The sequence below is a fragment of the Kitasatospora cinereorecta genome (genome assembly GCF_024172095.1).
In the GTDB taxonomy this organism is placed as follows: Bacteria; Actinomycetota; Actinomycetes; order Streptomycetales; family Streptomycetaceae; genus Kitasatospora; species Kitasatospora cinereorecta.
Genome location: NZ_JAMZDX010000004.1, coordinates 544954 through 559336 on the forward strand (window position 1 = coordinate 544954; position 14383 = coordinate 559336).

Consider the following 14383-nt stretch of genomic DNA (forward strand, 5'->3'; position numbering starts at 1 on the left):
TGGCTGATGCAGCCCTCGTGGCGCTCCGGAAGGCCCGGACCCGGTCAGGTGACCAGGCCGTGGCGGTAGGCATAGATGACGGCCTGGACCCGGTCGCGGAGTTGAAGTTTGGTGAGGATGCGGGAGACGAAGGTCTTCACGGTCTCATGGCTGATGACGAGGGCTGCGGCGATCTCGCTGTTGGAGAGGCCGTCGGCGATGAGTCGGAGAACCTCCAGTTCGCGAGGGGTGAGCGGGATGTCTCGGTGGGTCTTCTCGGCGGGGCGGATGCGGGCGGCATAGCGCCCGACGAGGCGGCGTGTCACGTCGGGGTCGAGGAGGGCCGCGCCGGTGGCCACGGTCCGGATGCCGTGGAGCAGTCGGTCCCCAGGGGCGTCCTTGAGGAGGAAGCCGCTGGCGCCGACGCGCAGTGCCTCGTAGACGTATTCGTCCAGGTTGAACGTGGTCACCACGAGGACTTTGGCGGGGTGGGGCACTCCGACGCCGGCCAGCAGGCGGGTGGCTTCGAGGCCGTCGAGGACCGGCATGCGGATGTCCATCACGACGACGTCGGGTCGTACCTTGCGGGCGAGGTCGACCCCGGTCCGTCCGTCCCCGCACTCGCCCGCCACCTCCATGTCGGGCTGGGCACCGATGATGGTGACCAGGCCGGTGCGGACCAGCATCTGGTCGTCGCAGACCAGGACCCGGATCGGTGCGCTCACGAGGTGCCGTCGGCGGGGATGCGTGCCCGGACGGTGAAGCCGCCGTCCGGGCCGCGGCCGGCGCTGAAGTCGCCGCCCAGAACGTCGACGCGCTCGCGCAGGCCCGCCAGGCCCCGTCCGCTGCCGGCAGCGGCGGCGGTGGTTCGTGAGCCGCTTCCGTCCGTACTGACCTCCACGGTGATCTCCCTCTCGCCGCGCTGAACCTGCACGGAGGTTCGGCTGCCGTGAGCGTACTTGAGGGCGTTGGTCAGTGCTTCCTGCACCACCCGGTAGGCGACGAGGTCGGCGCTGCCGGTCGATGCCGGCGGTGTGCCCCGCTCGGTGAAGTCCACGGGCTGTCCGGCCCGGCGGGTCTGCTCGACGAGCGTGAGGACCCTGCCGACGGCCGGTGTCCTGGCCTGCGTGGCCTGCGTGGACTGCGTGGCCTCCCCCGGGCCGACGCCGTAGTCGGTGCCGTGACCGGGGTTGAGCAGGTCCAGCAGGTGACGCAGGTCGGTGAGGGCGCGGCGGCCGGTGTCGCTGACAGTGGTCAGGGACTGCTCCAGCCGCTCGGGTGCGGCGGTCAGGTAGCGGGCGGCTTCGGCCTGGACGACCATCGCGGTCACGTGGTGGGTCACCACGTCGTGCAACTCCCGTGCGATACGGATGCGTTCGGCGGTACGAGTCTCGGCAGCCACACGCTCGCGGCGTGCGGCCTCGGCGGCCCGTGTGGACCGCAGCCACGCCCCAGCTCCCCAGGCCAGGGCGAGCGTCAGGTAGAACGTCGCGAACTCCGCCGCCGTCTCGCCGCCCGAGCCGAGCCGCGCAAGCGCGATCGCCAGCGGCACGTATGCCACGGACAGCAGGACCACGGTGGTGCGCCGGCGCTGTTCCAGATGGCAGCCGGCACTGATCAGCGCGACGAGCAGGGTGGTGCCGGCGGCCGAGTGGTAGCCGCGCAACTGGTCGAGGGCGAAGCCGCACGCCACCAGCGCGAGACAGATGACCGGCCACCGCCTGCGCACCACGAGGGGGAGGCATTCGAGCGCGAGGGCCACGACGGCCAACGCGTCGAAGGGGCGGGTCGCCAGGTCCCCGACCTGCGTCCCGTGGCCGCGCAGCCCCGGCAGGAACGACGCGACCAGGAACAGTGTCCCGAGCGGGAGGTCGCGGAGGGTGACGTCGAGCCGGCGCCACACCTGACCGGCCCCCTGAAGGCTCCTCACCGGGCGAGTGTAGCGAGGGCGTCGACGCGCTCGGCCCGCTGCCGGGGGACGATGTGGCCGCGCCGACGGGCCAGCCACAGGAAGACGACGGTGAGCAGCGCGCCGAACAGCGTCGCGTACACGCTGGCCTCCGGGCCGAACTCGCCGCCGGTGATCAGCTTGGCCCCCGACGTCGAGGCGTCCAGCAGTCCGTGCGTCTCGCCGTTGCCCGAGACCTCGGTGCCGAAGATGCCGGACTCCGCGAAGTTCCAGCCGAAGTGCAGGCCGATCGGCAGCCACAGGGAGCGAGTGGCGGCGTACGCGGCGGCGAGCATGCCGCCGGCCTCGATGGCGATGGCGACGCCGCCCAGCAGGGTGGCGTCCTTGTTGAGCAGGTGGGACGCACCGAACACGGTGCCGGACAGGGCCAGCGCGAGGTACGTTCCGAGGCCGCGCTCCACGAGCCGGAAGAGCAGGCCGCGGAACATCAGTTCCTCCGTGACGGCGGCGCCCGCCATGAAGCCGACCAGCCCGATCGCCCCGGTCGCCGAGCCGAAGCCGTGGACCTTGTAGTCCCCGAGGAAGGAGATGTTCGCAATGACGGACCCGAACATCGCGACCCCGATCACCAGCCCCCGCAGGAGCGACCCGGGCGCTCCCTCGCGGGCCAGTTCCGTGACCGGGCGCCGCTCGGTACGCCCCACGACCCATCGGTAGACGAGCACCAACAGCACGACCGTCAAGCTGCCCACGAGCAGCGAGAGCCACGGGTCGTCCTGGACCGCGGTGGCAGCTTGACCGCCGACCGCACCGACCAGGACCACCGCCAGGATCTGCCACACCAGTTTCATGACGACTCTTTCCTCGGTTCCGTTTCCGGTTCCTTGTCCGGTCCGCGACCAGGGCGCCGCGGCTGAACTGAACGCTAGGGAAACCGTGATCAGGAATCGTCACCTCACAGGGGACACCTGCACGTAGCTCTCACGGGGGACAGAACCCCCGCCACCCCTCCCGGCGTGCAGGCCTGTGCAAGCGCGGCTTGTCGTGACGCGCAAGGGGCTGATGCCCGGCCGGGGAGGCTGAGGAGCTGGGGCCGTTCCTCCGAGGTGACATCCCGCCGACCGTCCGGCGGATGGCTGAGGCCCGCGGCATGCCCGGGTACGTCACCGAGGGGCCCGGGCGTGGACCGAGTCCGAGCGGCAAGCCACAGACCTCGCTCACTCCCGGCTGTGCCGGGATCTCAGGCTCGTCGGGCGGATGTTTCGCCCGCTCGTCTTCCCTGGGTATCCGTGCTCGCACACCGGTCGTCATGATTCACCCCGCCGGCGGCCGCGACCTCCGCCAGCCGGGACTCGGCGCTGTCGACGATCTCCAGATCCGCCTTCGTGTGCGCCACGGCAGCATCGATCAGCAGGGCGACCATCGGATCCGCCGCGTGCTCGCGCCGCAGCCGAGTGAGCCCGCCCAACTCGGCCAGATAGGTCTGCCGCTGCGCCTCGACCAAGCTGGTCAGGGCCTGCGGTCCGAGCCGGGCCGCGCCGAAGAGCTTGAGGAAGAGCTCGTCGCGGAAGCCCGAGGTGCGCACCCACGGGCTGGTCGCCCAGCCCAGCAGCTCCTCGCGTCCGGCGGGGGCGAGCGTGTAGTGCGTCTTGTCGGGACGGTCCGACTGCGCCACCTGCGAACGAGTGACGTATCCGTCCCGGACCAGACGGTCGAGGATCTGGTACAGGTGCCCGATGTTCAGGCCGCCCCACTGCGGACCGACGGCCTCCTCGAACCGGCCCTTGAGCTCGTAACCGTGGCTGGGCCCGTCCGCGAGCAGGGCCAACACCGCGTGGTGCAACGGCATTTACACACCTCCTAGGTTGTGACAATGTACCCGTACATTGTCACAATGTAGAGGGGGATCGACCATGGTGGTGAGCCTGCGCGGGGTGACTCGCGGCTATCCCGGGCTGAATGCCCTGGACGCCGTGGACCTGGAGATCGCGGACGGCGGCGCCGTCGCGCTTACCGGCGCCTCCGGCGCGGGCAAGTCCACCGTGCTGCATCTGCTCGGCGGCATGGACCGCCCGACCGCCGGCACCGTCGAGATCGACGGCAAGGCACTGACCTCACGGCAGATGGACGAGCACCGGCGCCGCGTCGGCTTCGTCTTCCAACGCTTCCACCTGCTGCCGGCGCTCACCGTGCTGGACAACGTGCTCGCCCCGTTACTCCCACGCCGGGTCGACTTCGACCGCCGGGAGCGGGCCACCGAGCTGCTGACCGCGGTCGGCCTCGCGGAGCGGACCTCCGCCCTTCCGGCCGAGTTGTCCGGCGGCCAGCAACAGCGGGTGGCCATCGCCCGCGCGCTGGTCGGCCGGCCCCGGCTGCTGCTGGCCGACGAGCCCACCGGCAACCTCGACAGCGTCATCGGCCGCGAGATCGTCGACCTGCTGCTCTCGCTGCGCGAGCGCTACGGCACGACCCTGGTCGTCGCCACCCACGACCCCGAGGTCGCGGCTGGCTGCGACCGGATCGTCCGCCTGCAGGACGGCAGGATCACCTCGGACACCAAGCTCTCCCCGTCGGACGACGTACTGGACCGGCTGGGAGGGCTGCGCCCGTGATCGCGATGATCCTGGCCCAACTGCTGCGCCGACGCGGCCGCACCTTCGCCCTGGCCGCCGGGATCCTGGTCGCGGCGACCAGCTTCACGCTGCTCACCTCGGCGGTCACCACCAGCCGGGCGGAGACCGTGGGCACGGTCCGGGCCAACGTCCGCTCCGCCTACGACCTGCTGATCCGGCCGCCCGGCGCCACGACGCCGCTGGAGCAGCAGCACGGGCAGGTCGAGTCCAATTTCCTGTCCGGCATCTTCGGCGGGATCTCGATGGCGCAGTACCAGCGGATCAAGGACCTGCCCGGGGTGGACGTCGCCGCGCCGGTCGCCAATATCGGCTACCTGCAGATCAACAGCCACCTCACCCTGGACGTCTCCGCCTTCCTCGACAGCGGCGCCCGCAACCAGGTGCTCCGGATCCGGCCCGTGCTGAGCACCGGCCTGGGCAGCTATCCCCTGGCCGACCAGTACCTCTACCTGACGCGCGACCCGATCGCCACGGTGAACGCCCAGCGGCAGGGCGGTCTCGAGCCCCAACTCCAGTTGCAGCGCACCGGCGCCAAGGACTACGCCGTCTGCTGGTACTTCAACTGGGACCACACCGGCCAGCCGGGCGGCCCGTACACCAATGTGGACCCGTTCGAGCTCCACCCCCTTGGACCGACGGCCTTCACCCCGGACGACCGCACCCGCCTCACCTGCGAATCCGGCCAGGACAAGGCCTCCGTCGTCCTCCCGATCGCCTACCCCGTCCTGCTGTCGGCGATCGACCCGACCGCGGAGAGCCGGCTGGTCGGCCTCGACTCGGCGGTCACCTCCGGCCGGATGCTCAACGAGAACGATGCCCCGCGCACCACGACGGGGAGCTCCACCGGCGGCTTCGACCAGCCGGAGGTCACCGTCCCGGTGCTGCTCAGCGCCCGCGCGATGAGCGCCGGGACAATCGCCGCCGACATCCAGCGCCTGAACGCCGCAGACCCGTCGGCCCTGCCCGACCAACTGAACAGCCCCGCCGCGCACGCCTACGTCGAAGGCCTTCCGGGAACCACCGTCGGCACGGTGCACACGGACCTCGCATCGGGGTTCCAGAACCTCGACACCTCCTCCGCATCGTCCTCCGGCACCTACTGGACCGTCGGTCCGGTCGACTACCGCACCACCCCGGAGGGCCTGGTCGCCCTCACCCGCCCCGCACAGTCGACCGACGTCTGGCAGAGCAACAGCACCACCGGCGGCTGGGTCCGGCTGGTACCCGAGGAGAACACCGGCACCCAGTTCCGCTCGGTCACCCGCCGTCCGCCCTCGGACTGCCGCGGCGTCCTGGGACGCTGCGTCACGGTGGAATCCAACAGGACTCCCTCCCCCGCGCTCGACTTCGTCGGCCGCTACGACACCGCCAAACTGCGGACCTTCTCCGCGCTCAGCAGCGTCCCGCTGGAGACGTACCAGTCCCCCGCCGTCACCGGTGCCGACGCGGCGAGCCGCACCGCACTCGGCGGCAATCCGCTGCTGCCCGACCGCAACCTCGGCGGCTACACCAGCCAGCCGCCGACGCTGCTGACCACGCTCTCCTCCCTCTCCGCCTTCACCGGCAGCCGCCTCACCCCCGACGCCCAGGCGACCGCGCCGATCAGCGCCGTCCGGATCCGCGTCGCCGGGGTGACCGGCGTCGACGCGGCCTCGCAGGCCCGGGTCAACGCCGTGGCCGCGGCGATCCGCGACGCGTACCCCTCGCTGGATGTGGACGTGACGGTGGGAAGCTCGCCGGTCCCACAGACGATCGTGCTGCCCGGCGGCGTGCGGGTGGTCGAGGACTGGACCACGAAGGGCGTCGCGCTGCGGATCCTTTCCGCGGTGGACGCGAAGAGCGCGGTGCTGTTCGTTCTGGTGCTGGTGGTCTGCGCACTGTTCCTCGGCCAGGCAGCGCTGGCGTCGGTCCGGTCCCGGCGCACCGAGATCGGCACGCTGCGCTGCGTCGGCTGGAGCGCGGGCGAGGTGTTCCAACTGGTCCTGGGTGAGCTGCTGGTGATCGGCACGGCGGCGGGAGCCGCCGGAGCCCTGCTGGCCTACGCGCTCGCCGCCGCCTTCGGCCTGCACGCCTCGGCTGCGAAGGCCGCGCTGGTGCTCCCCACAGCCGTGCTGCTCGCGCTGCTGGCCGGACTGCCGCCGGCCTGGCGGGCCACCCGTCTCGGCCCGCTGGACGCGGTCAACCCGCCGGTCGCGGCAGTCCGCCGGGCCCGCGCGGTCCGCTCGGTCCCCGGCCTGGCCGCGCGCAACCTGCTGCGCGTGCCCGGCCGCAGCCTCCTCGGCGCGGCGGGCCTCGCACTGGGCGTGGCAGCGTTCACCGTGCTGCTGGGCGTCACCCTGGCCTTCCACGGCGAGGTGGCCGGCTCCCTGCTGGGCGACGCGGTGGTCGCCCGGGCCCGGGCGGTGGACTTCGCGAGCGTCGCGCTCTCACTCCTTCTCGGGGCGGCGGGCGCGGTCGACGTCCTGGTCCTCTCCCAGCGAGAACGCGCGGCAGATCTCGCGGTGCTGCGCGCCTGCGGCTGGAGCAGTCACGAGCTGACGCGGCTGGCGCTGACGGAGGGTGTCTGCCTCTCCACGTTCGGCGGAGCGCTGGGCGCCGGCGCGGGGCTCACGGTTCTGGCGAACCTGGGCTCAGGACTGCTCGCCGGGCGAGCACTTGCCCTGACGGGAGCAGGCCTGCTGGCAACGGCGGCGGGCGTAGCGCTGGTGTGCTGCGCTCTGCTCCTCCCGATCCGGGCGCTGTCGCGCCTGGCTCCGGCCGGACTGCTCGCAGCGGACGGATAGATCTAGACCTGCCAGGCGGCGCACGGAGCTCTGTTTGCTCAACCGTCCCTGCGGGATGCCACCCCATCCCGTAGGGACGAAGCACGAACCCCCGTCAACGCGTGTCGAGCCCCCGGCTTGTGCTCTTCACCGCAGGGCTCAATTACCTTGCACGGCGGGCCCTGCCCTGATCCCCGAACCGGGCGCTCACCGTGCTGCCCGGCGGGTGAGACCGCCGTACTGCCTCGGCTGCGGGAGCTCAGTAGAACCCGGCGCGCTTGGCGATGTCCTCGCCTCGCTGCATGTGCCGGTGCCCGTCCTCGCCGAGGGTCTCGAGTATCCCGGCGATCACCGTCTCGGTGACCGCGAGGGTCGGGACGAGGCTGTCGTACGGGGAGGGCGCCCCGACCTGGCTGGGCAGCACGACCTCCGCATGGGCGGCAACCGGGGAGAGCCAGGTGTCCGTGAAGAGGACCACCCGGCCGCCCTGCTCCTGGACGAGCTCCGCCATGGTCACCTTGTCCGGCTCGTAGCGCCGGTAGTCGAACACCACCAGGACATCACGGCGGCCGAACGCGCCGAGCACGGCCGCCCGCTCGACATCGCGGTCGGGTAGGAGGCGGACGTCGTCCCGTAGCTGCATCAGGTGCAGGCCGAGGTACTGGGCGAGGAGACCGGTGAAGCGCCCCCCGACGAGAGTGATCCGCCGTTTGCGGTCGGCCAGCAGCTGGATCGCACGCTCGACGTCATGCGGCGGCATCCCGGTGAGGGTGCGGCCGACCGCCTGCGTGAACACCGTCGAGGCGCGCGCCAGGAGCCCTGCCCCACCGACCCCGCCGGGCGCGCCGTCGCTCTCGCCCGGGTCCACCGCCGCGCCGGCCGTGTACAGCGACAGCGGGGAGGCGTTGCGCTCCTCCAGTTCGGTGCGCAACGCGGCCTGGAAGTCGGGGAATCCGCGGTACCCGAGCCGTCCGACGAACCGCAGAACCGTGGGAGCGCTGACGACTGCGCGCTCGGCGAGGGTGGCGACCGTCTCGAAGCCCGAGGCCGGCCAGTTGGCGAGCAGTACCCGGCCGACCTTCCGTTCGGCGGGGCTGCATTCGCCGAGCCTGGTACGGATCTGCTCGGCGATCGGGGCGGCCGGCATGTCGGGGGTCCTTTCGCGTGTCCTGTGCGAACGATATCCGGTCGTGGCTCGGGGCCGGGTGCGATGGTCGGAGCGCTCCCGGCCCCGGTGCCGTACGGCCTCGGTTCCGCACCGGTGCTGGAGATCAGAACGACCGTCCCCCGCCGGTGCCGGACAACCGCCGGCCGAGCCGGGCGACGGTGGCGGCCAGCACGGCGATCCGGGCCGGCACGCCGGAGATGTCCAGCCACTCCTCCGGGGAGTGGTCCGCGCCGCCGACCGGTCCGAGGCCGTCCAGGGTCGGCACTCCGGCTCCGGCGATCAGGTTGGCGTCGCCGACCCCGCCGGTGGCGGCGGCTCCGAGGTCGATCCCGAGCTCGGCGGCCGCGGTGCGGGCGACGGAGTACATCGTCCTGGCGGCGGGCGTGTCCTCCATCGGCGGGCAGCGGGAGAGCTCGGTGACGGTCGTCCTGGTGCCGGACACGACGCTGTGGGCCGCGAGCGTGTGTACGGCTTGGGCCGCCAGGTTCAGGCCTTCGGTGGTGCTCGCGCGGACCTCGACCCACAGCTCGGCCTCCGGGCAGACGATGTTGGCCCGCGTACCGGCCCGCACCACGCCGACGTTGACGGTCACACCGTCCCAGCGGCCGTTGAGATCCTGGAGGTCGACGACGAGGTACGCGGCGGCGAGGGCGGCGTTGGCTCCGCGCTCGGGCTCGATGCCGGAGTGGGCGGCGCGGCCGGTCACGGTGAGCTCGAAGTCGGCGACGCCCTTTCGTCCGATGACCAGGTCGCCGTTCTCCCGTGCGCACTCGAGAGCGAGGGCGATGTCCATCGTGGCGGCGATCCGTTCGGTGACGGGGCGGCTGGCCGGGGAGCCGATCTCCTCGTCGGGTGTGGCGAGCAGGACGATCTCGGCGTAGTCCTCCCAGCCGGCGCGCAGGAGGATCTCGACGGCGGTCAGGCCGGCCAGTAGCCCGCCCTTGTCGTCGCTCACGCCGGGTCCGTGGGCGGTGGTCCCGTCGATGCGGAACGGGCGCAGGGCCGCGGTTCCGTCCTCGAAGACGGTGTCCATGTGGCCGGCCAGCAGGATCCGCCGGCCGCCGTCGGCGGCCGTGAGGCGGCCGCTGCGGCGGGCCACCAGGACGTCCCCGACCGGCCGGCCGTGGACGGGGTCGGGCCGGATCCGCTCGACGGCGAGCCCGATGCCACGCAGTCGGGCCTCGAGCCGGTCGGCGACCCGGTTGACGCCGGCCGGGCTGTGGGAGCCGGAGTCGATGGCCACCAGCTCGGCGAGGTCGGCCAGGTACCGGTCCGTCAGGTTCTCGGCGAGCGGCAGCAGAGCGGGGGCGCTGAAGGCGGCGGCCGGCCGGGCGGGGGCGCTCACAGGACCTTGCCCAGGAACGCCTTGGTACGCTCCTGCGTCGGTGCGACGAGGACCTGCCGAGGAGCGCCGGACTCCACGACGACGCCCTCGTCCATGAAGACCGCGGTGTCGCCGACCTCGCGGGCGAAACCGGTCTCGTGGGTGACCACGACCATCGTCATGCCGTCGGCGGCGAGGTCGCGCATCACGTCCAGGACGTCGCCGACCAGCTCGGGGTCGAGGGCCGAGGTCGGCTCGTCGAAGAGCATCAGCTTGGGCTTCATGGCCAGCGCACGGGCGATGGCCACACGCTGCTGCTGGCCTCCGGACAGCTGGGCCGGGTAGTGGTCGGCCCGGTCGGCGAGGCCGACGCGGTCCAGCAGGCGCCCGGCTTCGGCACGGGCTTCGGCGATGTTCACCCTCGCAACCCGCACCGGCGCCTCCATGACGTTCTGCAGGGCCGTGAGGTGCGGGAAGAGATTGAAGCGCTGGAACACCATGCCGATGTCGCGGCGGCGGGCCGCCACCTCGGCCTCGCGCAGCTCGTACAGCCGGTCGCCCGCCTGCCGGTGGCCCACCAGGTCGCCGTCGACGGCGAGGCGTCCCCCGTCGATCTTCTCCAGGTGGTTGATGCAGCGCAGGAAGGTGGACTTGCCCGAGCCGGACGGGCCGAGCAGGCAGCACACCTGACCTCGTTCGACGGTCAGGTCGACGCCCTTGAGGACCTCGAGCTTCCCGTACTGCTTGCGCACGCCCTGGGCGTGCACCATGGGGAGGGGCATCGCCTCAGCCCTTCTGGTCGGTGGTGTTCCGGGAGCCGCCGAACGCCGGGAGCAGTCCTGCCGCTCCCGTGAACATCCGGCGCAGTGGGGAGACCTGGCCGGCGCGTGCGGTGCCGCGGCCGTAGCGCCGCTCCAGCCAGGCCTGCGGGACGCTCAGGACGGTGGTCAGCGCGAGGTACCAGAGCGCGGCGACGACCAGCATCGGGATGACCTGGTAGTTCTGCGCGTACACGTCCTGGATGTTGGACATCAGGTCGTGTGCGGCGATCACCGACACATAGGCGGTGGTCTTGAGCATGTTGATGGTCTCGTTGCCCATCGGGGGGATGATGACCTTCATTGCCTGGGGGAGCACGATCCGGCGCATCGTCAGGGCGGGCTTCATGCCCAGCGAGTACGCGGCCTCGGTCTGGCCGGGGTCCACCGACTGGATCCCGGCGCGGACGATCTCGGAGGCGTAGGCGGCCTCGTTGAGTCCGAGCGCGAGCAGCGCGGCGACGGTCGGGGTGAGCAGCGCGTTGGTGTCGAACTCGACGAAGGTGACCGTGGTGAACGGTATGCCGATCATCACGTGCTTGTAGAGCGCGGCCGCGTAGGCCCAGAAGATGATCTGCACCAGCAGCGGCGTACCGCGGAAGACCCAGACGAACAGCGCGGACAGGCCGTGCAGCACGGGGTTGGCGGAGAGCCGCATGACCGCGACGAGCGTGCCCAGGCCGAGGCCGACGGCCATCGCCGCGACGGTGAGCCAGACGGTGGTGACCAGGCCGTCGAAGACCAGGTCGGCGAGCAGGAAGTGCCCGACGACGTCCCAGTGCAGGTTCGGGTTCTTCGCGAGGGAGCCGATCAGGCCGACGAGGGCGAGGACCGCGAGGACGGCGGTCACCCGGCGGCCCCAGTGACGGACCGGAACGGCCGTGAGCTGCTGCGGTGCCGGGGCGCCGACCGGCCTGTCGGGACGGGCTGCCGCGGCGGCGGGCGGGTGGGTGGGGGTTGCCATGTCAGTCCACCGCGCCGTTCCTGACGGCCCGCTCGACCGCGATGGAGGCGACGCCGTACTTGTCGTAGATCTTGGCGACGGTGCCGTCGTCGATGAGCTGCTGGAGCGCCGTCTGCACGGCGTCGGTGAGCCGGGGCAGGGCCTTGCTGATCGCGATGCCGTTCGGCGAGGCGTTGTATCCGGCGGCGGCGGCCGGGTCGTCGACCACCTCGAAGGCGGTGCCGTCGTCCGCGACCCTCGCGGTCCAGCCCGCGGCTGGCTTGGTCAGGACGTCGGCGACGACCTTGCCGGAGCGCAGGACGAGTTGGGCGTCGGAGTCCTTGGGGAAGGCCTGCACCTCGATGGCGCCCCGGCCGGCGGACCTGCAGGCGTCCTGGTGCCGGTCGAGGAGCTTCTGCTGGTTGGTGCCGGTCTCGACGGCGACCTTCCTCCCGCACAGGTCGTCCAGCGTGACGATCTTCTCGGGGTTGCCCTTGGCGACCATGAGGCCGGTTCCGGAGGCGGAGTAGTCGACGAAGTCGACGACCTGCTCGCGCTCCTTGTTGTCGGTGAGGGCGCTGATCGCCGCGTCGTACTTGCCGGCCTGGATGGCGGGCACGATGCCGTCGAACTTCTGTGCCTGGAACTCGAATCGCACGCCGAGCCGCGCGCCTATGGCCTGGCCGAGCTCGTAGTCGAGACCGGTCATCCCGGTCTTTCCCTCGCTCTGGTACATCTCGAACGGCGGGTAGGGCACGTCGCTGGCCACCCGCACCTTGCCGGCCTTCCGCACGGCATCCGGGAGGGCCGCGTTGAGCACCGGGTCGGGCCTGATCTCGACACCGGCGACGACCACCGGGCCGGTGGCCGAGGGTGCGGACGGCGCGGTGGAGCTGCCGCCGCCGCTCCCGCACGCGGCCGTGCCCAGGCCGACGCCGAGGGCGAGTGCCGCCGCAGCGGCGAATCTGCCGGAGTTCTTGTTCTTCATGGTCGCAACCTCTTCCGGGCTGGCGTGTCCGGCCCGTCGGGCCGGCCCATCGAGCTGAAGCGAAAGTTACACATCGAGCAGACAAATATCCAGATGTAACGAGCAGTACAGGTCTGCAACGACACGGCCATGGGGTCGACATGACCGCTTCGAGACCCGTCGGTCACTCAGAGTAACGATTCACTTGAAATCAGAGTTACATCTACCGGTCGAGCCAACCCATCTGTATGTTCCGTTCCCATGGCTCGGAGGAGCCCGCGGCGACTCGGCGGGCCCGGCCCCACGTTCGTGCACCGCTCCTACCGCTCGGCCGCCCTCGGCCGTTCCCCCACGGAGGACGCATGTCCGCTCACCGCTCGCCCGTCGGCCGCCGCACTCTGGCGGCCCTCGCCGGCGCCGCACTCACCACCGGCGCCTTACTACCCACCGGTACCGCCCACGCGGCCGAACCGATCAACGGCGGCCTGGTGCTGGCCGGCGGCGCGCTCGCCGACACCGACTCCGCTGTCTACGGCAGCTTCCTCAACCTCGCTGGGGGTGCCTCCCACGCGAGAATCGGCGTGATCACCGCGGCGTCCGACGTACCGGCCGACGACCCGAACGCCGACGACCCGGCCACCTGCAGCAACTCGGTCTGCAACGGCAACTACTACGTCCACCTGCTGAAGAACACGTACCACGCGGCCGACGCGCAGTGGATCCCGATCGACCTGGACCACATCTCCAACAACTCCAGCCAAACGGTCGTCGACCAGATCAACTCGCTCAACGGCTTCTTCTTCGGCGGCGGAGACCAGAGCCGCCTGGTCCAGACCCTCCTGAAGAGCGACAACAGCGACTCCCCCGCCCTCGCCGCAATCCGCGCCAGGTTCACCGCGGGCGCCGCCATCATGGGCACCAGTGCGGGCACGACCATCGCCAACGGCCGAGACATGGTCACCGGCGGCGAGAGCTGGGACAGCCTGCGCTACGGCTCACACACCAGCACCAGCGGCGGCCACCCCGACGACCTCAGCTACCGCCCCCAGGGCGGCTTCAACTTCTTCACCTCCGGCCTGCTCGACACCCACTTCGCCACACGCGGCCGCGAGGGCCGCATCACCCGCCTCGCCGCCGACACCGGGCACAACCGCGCGTTCGGCATCGACGAGGACACCGCGCTCGTCGTCACCAACCCCGGCTCGGCGAACGAGACCGACAAGGTCGTCGGCACCCACGGCGTCTCGATCCTCGACCTGCGCACCGACACGGTCGGCACGCACAGCGGCTACTGGTCGATCGACAACGTCAAGTGGTCCTACCTGACCGACGGTGACACCTACAACCCCGCCACCTGGACCGCCACCAGCACCAAACCCACCTTTGCGCCGACCGGCGGCACCGTCGGCAGCCGCTGGAGCGACGTCTTCTCCTCGCCCAACTCCCGCGCCGACCACCCCTACCGGCTGGTCGACATGGCCACCGAACTCGTCAACGCGGGCCGCAGCACCCACCAGTACGGCATCAGCTACGAGAGCGGCCCCACCTTCGAGGCCGACCTCACCAAGGGCACCGGCTACCGGGCGTGGAAGAGCGGGTCCGCCGTCTCCTTCGCCGACCTGACCACCCACCTGTACGTCCACTAGATTCCGCAGCAATCTCCCGCGCCATACCGGGAGGCCCTGATCGGAAATCCCTGCGAACCCGGATCGCATTTCCGTGTCCCCTTGCCAGGGGAAATGCGAGCCGCTCTCCGCGGAATGCCGGCTGCTTCACACGCATGCCCGGGTCGCACTGTGGCGATGGCCCACATGGACACCAACACCGTTGTGTCTCACGGTAGTTGGCCGACTCCTGCGGACACCCGCGCAGCCTTGTCG

The 14383-nt window shown here is 71.3% G+C and carries 12 protein-coding genes; 3 read left to right on the forward strand and 9 right to left on the reverse strand.

Features of this window, described 5'->3' with window-relative positions; translation table 11 throughout:
- Positions 1 to 44: 44 nt before the first annotated feature.
- The 4 genes from FHR36_RS22610 to FHR36_RS22625 form a co-directional block, all read right to left on the reverse strand.
- Entirely contained in the window at positions 45 to 704 is a 660-nt protein-coding gene (locus tag FHR36_RS22610; protein WP_253799992.1) for a response regulator, read from the reverse strand.
- A complete protein-coding gene (locus tag FHR36_RS22615) occupies positions 701 to 1909 on the reverse strand; it encodes a sensor histidine kinase (protein ID WP_253799993.1) in 1209 nt (402 codons plus the stop codon). The genes FHR36_RS22610 and FHR36_RS22615 overlap by 4 nt, the downstream gene beginning before the upstream one ends.
- The gene (locus FHR36_RS22620; protein ID WP_253799994.1) at positions 1906 to 2739 is read right to left on the reverse strand and encodes a CPBP family intramembrane glutamic endopeptidase; all 834 of its coding nucleotides are present in this window, start codon (positions 2737 to 2739) and stop codon (positions 1906 to 1908) included. The genes FHR36_RS22615 and FHR36_RS22620 overlap by 4 nt, the downstream gene beginning before the upstream one ends.
- Before the next feature lie 389 nt (positions 2740 to 3128).
- On the reverse strand, positions 3129 to 3737 hold the full coding sequence (locus tag FHR36_RS22625; protein ID WP_253799995.1) for a PadR family transcriptional regulator: 609 nt from the start codon (positions 3735 to 3737) through the stop codon (positions 3129 to 3131).
- Positions 3738 to 3801: 64 nt separating this feature from the next.
- On the opposite strand from FHR36_RS22625, the gene FHR36_RS22630 reads away from it, so the two are divergent.
- Both FHR36_RS22630 and FHR36_RS22635 read left to right on the forward strand, forming a co-directional pair.
- Positions 3802 to 4500 carry an ABC transporter ATP-binding protein gene (locus FHR36_RS22630; RefSeq protein WP_253799996.1) on the forward strand — a complete coding sequence of 233 codons (699 nt, stop codon included), beginning with the start codon at positions 3802 to 3804 and terminating at the stop codon, positions 4498 to 4500.
- Between the two features lie 5 nt (positions 4501 to 4505).
- Positions 4506 to 7304, forward strand: coding sequence for an FtsX-like permease family protein (locus FHR36_RS22635; protein ID WP_253800676.1), 2799 nt, complete (start codon positions 4506 to 4508; stop codon positions 7302 to 7304).
- A gap of 238 nt (positions 7305 to 7542) precedes the next feature.
- Here the strand turns inward: FHR36_RS22635 and FHR36_RS22640 are convergent, their stop codons facing one another.
- From FHR36_RS22640 to FHR36_RS22660, 5 genes are all read right to left on the reverse strand, one after another.
- A complete protein-coding gene (locus FHR36_RS22640; protein WP_253799997.1) occupies positions 7543 to 8430 on the reverse strand; it encodes a MurR/RpiR family transcriptional regulator in 888 nt (295 codons plus the stop codon).
- Between the two features lie 124 nt (positions 8431 to 8554).
- Positions 8555 to 9796: a M20 family metallopeptidase gene (locus FHR36_RS22645; protein WP_253799998.1), complete on the reverse strand. Its 1242-nt coding sequence runs from the start codon at positions 9794 to 9796 to the stop codon at positions 8555 to 8557.
- Positions 9793 to 10545, reverse strand: coding sequence for an amino acid ABC transporter ATP-binding protein (locus FHR36_RS22650; RefSeq protein WP_253800678.1), 753 nt, complete (start codon positions 10543 to 10545; stop codon positions 9793 to 9795). Before FHR36_RS22650 ends, FHR36_RS22645 begins: the two co-directional genes overlap by 4 nt.
- 16 nt (positions 10546 to 10561) lie before the next feature.
- Complete coding sequence (locus FHR36_RS22655) at positions 10562 to 11557, reverse strand: amino acid ABC transporter permease (protein WP_253799999.1); 996 nt, start codon at positions 11555 to 11557, stop codon at positions 10562 to 10564.
- Between the two features lies 1 nt (position 11558).
- Positions 11559 to 12524: an ABC transporter substrate-binding protein gene (locus tag FHR36_RS22660; protein ID WP_253800000.1), complete on the reverse strand. Its 966-nt coding sequence runs from the start codon at positions 12522 to 12524 to the stop codon at positions 11559 to 11561.
- 341 nt (positions 12525 to 12865) lie between these two features.
- Here FHR36_RS22660 and FHR36_RS22665 point away from each other — a divergent pair, with 341 nt between their 5' ends.
- Positions 12866 to 14149, forward strand: a complete 1284-nt coding sequence (locus FHR36_RS22665; RefSeq protein ID WP_253800001.1) for a cyanophycinase — start codon at positions 12866 to 12868, stop codon at positions 14147 to 14149.
- Positions 14150 to 14383: the final 234 nt, after the last annotated feature.

Bases quoted from the DNA above. Each gene is read 5' to 3' on its own strand.
- FHR36_RS22625 (WP_253799995.1), bottom strand. From the start codon at position 3,737: ATGCCGTTGCACCACGCGGTGTTGGCCCTGCTCGCGGACGGGCCCAGC.
- FHR36_RS22635 (WP_253800676.1), top strand. From the start codon at position 4,506: ATGATCCTGGCCCAACTGCTGCGCCGACGCGGCCGCACCTTCGCCCTG.
- FHR36_RS22665 (WP_253800001.1), top strand. From the start codon at position 12,866: ATGTCCGCTCACCGCTCGCCCGTCGGCCGCCGCACTCTGGCGGCCCTC.
- FHR36_RS22650 (WP_253800678.1), bottom strand. From the start codon at position 10,545: ATGGTGCACGCCCAGGGCGTGCGCAAGCAGTACGGGAAGCTCGAGGTC.
- FHR36_RS22655 (WP_253799999.1), bottom strand. From the start codon at position 11,557: ATGGCAACCCCCACCCACCCGCCCGCCGCCGCGGCAGCCCGTCCCGAC.
- FHR36_RS22640 (WP_253799997.1), bottom strand. From the start codon at position 8,430: ATGCCGGCCGCCCCGATCGCCGAGCAGATCCGTACCAGGCTCGGCGAA.
- FHR36_RS22620 (WP_253799994.1), bottom strand. From the start codon at position 2,739: ATGAAACTGGTGTGGCAGATCCTGGCGGTGGTCCTGGTCGGTGCGGTC.
- FHR36_RS22630 (WP_253799996.1), top strand. From the start codon at position 3,802: ATGGTGGTGAGCCTGCGCGGGGTGACTCGCGGCTATCCCGGGCTGAAT.
- FHR36_RS22660 (WP_253800000.1), bottom strand. From the start codon at position 12,524: ATGAAGAACAAGAACTCCGGCAGATTCGCCGCTGCGGCGGCACTCGCC.